Source organism: uncultured Caballeronia sp., from assembly GCF_964243625.1.
GTDB lineage: Bacteria > Pseudomonadota > Gammaproteobacteria > Burkholderiales > Burkholderiaceae > Caballeronia.
The window spans coordinates 1-3,980 of record NZ_CAXTGZ010000555.1 but is presented as its reverse complement, the minus strand read 5'-3'; the positions used below and the strand labels follow the sequence as shown (position 1 = coordinate 3,980).

The window sequence follows — 3,980 nt, the reverse complement described above, 5'->3', positions numbered from 1 at the left end:
GCGAACCGCTGCCGCTGCAACTTTCATTCCCCGACCCGCAATTCCTCTGCAGAAACGCTGCGGATTACTGCGGCGTGGACGGCGACATTTTCTTGCTTGAGCTAGTAGAGCCCGTCGCACCGGAGCCGTACGTGGCCTTCTCTGCACGCTGGATATCGTTCGGATAGCTGGGATCGTTCGCTGTTGGCTGGTAGCCGTGCGCTTCGAGGTTCTTCAAATCCGCCTTCTCTGATGCGCGCGTCACCGGCGCATTGTTCGGCTGCGCAGTTTGTGCCTGGGCCGACGCGGCCGTTGCAATAGTCAACGTCATGGCTACAAAACTCGTACTTACAAGATGAAATTTCGACATGGTGGCCTCCGGGCTATAACCATCAAAGCGCATTGCGCGTGCCCGGCCTACTGGCCGGTCTGGCCATGTTCGGCGTTGACCTTGCTCTGCGCTTTTTGCAGATCCTCGGGGTATTCGTTGTGATCCGAACCCGGGTTATAGCCGTTCTTCTCCAGTTCGCCCAGCTCCGCCGAGTTCTTCGCGCGCACCGCTTTCCTGTCGGCCTTGCGCTGCGCTTTCTGGGCCTGTTTCGACATCGGCTGCGCAGCCGATGCGGCGTCCGCGCTCTGGGCGAAAGAATCGGGCGTGGCGCCCACGATGATTCCCAGTGACGCAAGCAGTGTGATCGATGCAATCCGGACGCGTGACATGACGGCGGTCTCCCAGTGGAAAGCACGCCGTCGTGAAGCCGGAAATTATCGATACCGGCCGTCGAGGCGTTATGGATTCAATCGCGCAGCCGCACGCTTGACGATCTCCGTGCGAATTGCGCGCCCTGCTTCACCACGATTCCACACAAGGTCGAATACTGCCTTCGGCGCGGTGTCGGGCGTACCGGAATCGAAGGGCGGCGCGGGCGCGTATTCCAGTTGAAGCTGGATGGCTTGCGCCTCGGTCTCACCAATCAAATCGGTCAAAAGCGTCAGCGCAAAATCGATGCCCGCCGTCACGCCCCCTCCGGTCATCAGGTTCCCGTCCTGCACCACGCGCGCCTTGACAGGAATCGCGCCGAACTGATCGAGCAAATGATGAAGCGCCCAGTGCGTGGTTGCACGGCGCCCGCGCAGCAATCCGGCTGCGCCGAGAACCAGTGCGCCCGTGCAGACCGACGTCACGAAACGCGCGTTCGCAGCCTGCCGCTTGATGAAGTCGAGCGCGAGCTCGTCTTCCATCAGTTCGCCAACACCAATGCCACCCGGCACGCAGATCACGTCGAGCTGCGGGCAATCGGCATAGGTGATGGAGGGCGTGAGCCACAGTCCGCTGCTCGATTTCACGGGCTCAAGCGTCTTGTTGATCAGATGGACCTGTGTGCCTGAAACGGATGCAAAGACATCGTGGGGACCGGTCAGATCCAGTTGCTGGACCCCGGGGAAAACAAGGAAGCCGATATGCAGAGTCATGGTGAAAAGCCCTACGAAAAAGGTGGATGATCGAACTGGACGCCGTGACGATACCCCGCTACGATTTGGCGAAATAGTCAATTAACCCTCGTTTCACGCCAATTGTTATGCGGGCCATAGATGAATCGCACGCCTCGCCGTATTGATATTTACGCATTTCCCGACGTCCAGTTACTCGATGTCTCAGGCCCGCTGCAGGTTTTTGCATCGGCGAACGAACTCGCGATTGCGGCGGGACTCAGCGCGCCTTACGTGCCACGGGTCATCGCCGCGATTTCGGGTGAGGTCCACAGCACTGCCGGACTTGGGCTCGTTGCGCATCCGTTGCCGGCGGCAGACGAACCGACCGATACGTTGATCATCGCAGGCGGCCGGGGCGTGCATGCGGCATCGAAAGATGCGGCGCAGGTCGCATGGGTAAAGGACCGGGTGTCGCAAGTGCGGCGAGTGGCGTCGGTATGTACGGGCGCGTTCCTGCTCGCCGCCGCGGGTCTGCTCGACAGACGCCGCGCCGTCACGCACTGGGCGCATTGCGAACTGCTTGGCGAACGCTACCCGGACGTGCGCGTGGACGCCGCGCCCATCTTCATCCGCGACGGCGCGGTGTGGACGTCGGCGGGCGTGACAGCAGGCATCGATCTCGCGCTTGCGCTAGTCGAGGATGACCTCGGCCGCGCACTCGCACTCGATGTCGCCCGCGAACTCGTGGTGTTTCTCAAGCGTCCCGGCGGCCAGGCGCAATTCAGCGCGACGTTGTCGCTGCAAACAGCCGGTGACCGTTTTGGCGAATTGCATGCGTGGATCGCGGAAAACATGGCGTCGGATTTATCGATCGCGACGCTCGCCGAACGCGCCGGCATGAGCGAGCGCAGTTTCGTGCGGCACTACAGGGCGCAAACCGGCGTGACGCCCGCGCGCGCGATCGACCAGTTGCGTCTTGAAGCAGCACGGCGCCTGCTCGGCGACACCGCATTCCCCATCAAACGGGTCGCGGCGCGCTGCGGGTTTGGATCCGAGGAAACCATGCGGCGCAGCTTCTTGCGCTCGACAGGCGTATCGCCGCAGGCATACCGCGAGAGATTTTCGGCTTACGGCGGAGATACGGATTCGGGGACGCAGTCATAAAGCAACGCGGCGGTGCAACAAACTATACAAAGCCGAAATTCCGCGGGTTGCGCCGTGCCATCGCCTTGAAAAATGGGGATAATGCTGCATTGCGCACGCTTTAACCCATATTTCCCGCCCCATGTCCATTATCGATATCCCGAACGATCCGCTGGGCCGTGTCATCGCCCCCTATGGCGCCGGTCCGGCCGAAGTTGCGCTTGCTATCGGCGGCCTGGCAATTGGCACGGGTGAATTCGCTTCGATGACCATACTGCCGATCATCGCGCACGGCCTCGATACATCCCTGCCCACCATGGGCCACATCATCAGCGCGTATGCGCTCGGGGTGGTGATCGGCGCGCCGCTCATCACCATCTTTTTTGCCAAGATCCCGCGCCGCGCCATGCTGATCGGCCTGATGCTGATGTTCGCGTTCGGCAACCTGCTAAGCGCGCTCGCACCGAATTACACGCTGCTGCTGGTCGCGCGCTTTATTTCGGGCGTGCCGCACGGCGCGTATTTCGGCGTGGCTGCATTGACGGCGGCGTCTCTCGTGCCGCCCGACCGGCGTGCGCGGGCCGTCGGACGTGTGATGCTCGGATTGACCATCGCGAATATTTTCGGCGTGCCGCTCGCGACATGGCTCGGCCAATGGCTTGGCTGGCGCGCGGATTTCCTGCTCGTCGGCACGCTCGGCATTCTCACGATGATCGGCGTGCGCGTGTTCCTCCCGCCCATTCATGCAGGCGGCGCCACGCCCCGGCGCGAACTTGGCGTGTTCCGTCGCGCGCAGGTCTGGCTGACCCTTTCGGTGATCGCAGTGGGCTTTGGCGGACTGTTCGCCGTCTACACGTACATCACGCCCACGCTGCTCAACGTGACGCATGTCGCGCCGTGGCGGGTGCCCTTGCTGCTTGGCGCGCTGGGCGTCGGCATGACGGCCGGCAGCCTGATCGGCGGCGTGCTCGCCGACAAATCGCGCCTCTGGACCATCTTCGGCATGCTGATCTGGAACGCGGCGGCGCTGGCGGCGTTCGCATACACATCGGCTAACGAATGGACCGCGACGCTCAACCTCTTCGCCATGGGACTCGGCATTGCGGTTGTCCCCGCCGTGCAGACGCGCCTGATGGATGTGGCCGGCGACGCGCAGACCGTGGCCGCCGCGCTCAACCATTCGGCCTTCAACATCGCCAATGCGCTTGGTGCGTGGGCCGGCGGCGTGGTCGTTGCGCTCGGTTTCGGCCTCGAAGCCACCGGCTGGACGGGCGCGATCCTCGCGTGCGGCGGCATCGTGCTGCTGGGCGTTTCTGTTGCGGTGGAGCGGCGCTCGCTGCTGCCCGGCCCGCGCACAGCGGGCGCATACGCCGAATAAGTCTCCGGCCGTATCCAACTCCTTTTGCACGTCGCATAATGCGGCT

Annotated in this window: 5 protein-coding genes; 2 read left to right on the top strand and 3 right to left on the bottom strand. The window is 62.9% G+C overall.

The annotated features are described in order from the left end of the window. Nucleotides 1–64: 64 nt before the first annotated feature. The 3 genes from ACFFAR_RS26890 to ACFFAR_RS26880 all read right to left on the bottom strand — a co-directional run bounded on the left by ACFFAR_RS26890 (nucleotide 65) and on the right by ACFFAR_RS26880 (nucleotide 1,452). Nucleotides 65–382 (bottom strand): DUF4148 domain-containing protein, encoded by a 318-nt coding sequence (locus ACFFAR_RS26890; RefSeq protein ID WP_375508791.1) that lies wholly within the window; start codon nucleotides 380–382, stop codon nucleotides 65–67. Between the two features lie 14 nt (nucleotides 383–396). Further along, nucleotides 397–699, bottom strand: coding sequence for a DUF4148 domain-containing protein (locus ACFFAR_RS26885; protein ID WP_062172523.1), 303 nt, complete (start codon nucleotides 697–699; stop codon nucleotides 397–399). Nucleotides 700–768: 69 nt separating this feature from the next. Continuing rightward, nucleotides 769–1,452: a DJ-1/PfpI family protein gene (locus tag ACFFAR_RS26880; RefSeq protein WP_174364935.1), complete on the bottom strand. Its 684-nt coding sequence runs from the start codon at nucleotides 1,450–1,452 to the stop codon at nucleotides 769–771. Nucleotides 1,453–1,572: 120 nt separating this feature from the next. On the opposite strand from ACFFAR_RS26880, the gene ACFFAR_RS26875 reads away from it, so the two are divergent. Both ACFFAR_RS26875 and ACFFAR_RS26870 read left to right on the top strand, forming a co-directional pair. Then, on the top strand, nucleotides 1,573–2,577 hold the full coding sequence (locus ACFFAR_RS26875) for a helix-turn-helix domain-containing protein (RefSeq protein ID WP_174364934.1): 1,005 nt from the start codon (nucleotides 1,573–1,575) through the stop codon (nucleotides 2,575–2,577). A 121-nt stretch (nucleotides 2,578–2,698) separates the two neighbouring features. Continuing rightward, nucleotides 2,699–3,934, top strand: coding sequence for an MFS transporter (locus ACFFAR_RS26870; RefSeq protein ID WP_174364933.1), 1,236 nt, complete (start codon nucleotides 2,699–2,701; stop codon nucleotides 3,932–3,934). Nucleotides 3,935–3,980: the final 46 nt, after the last annotated feature.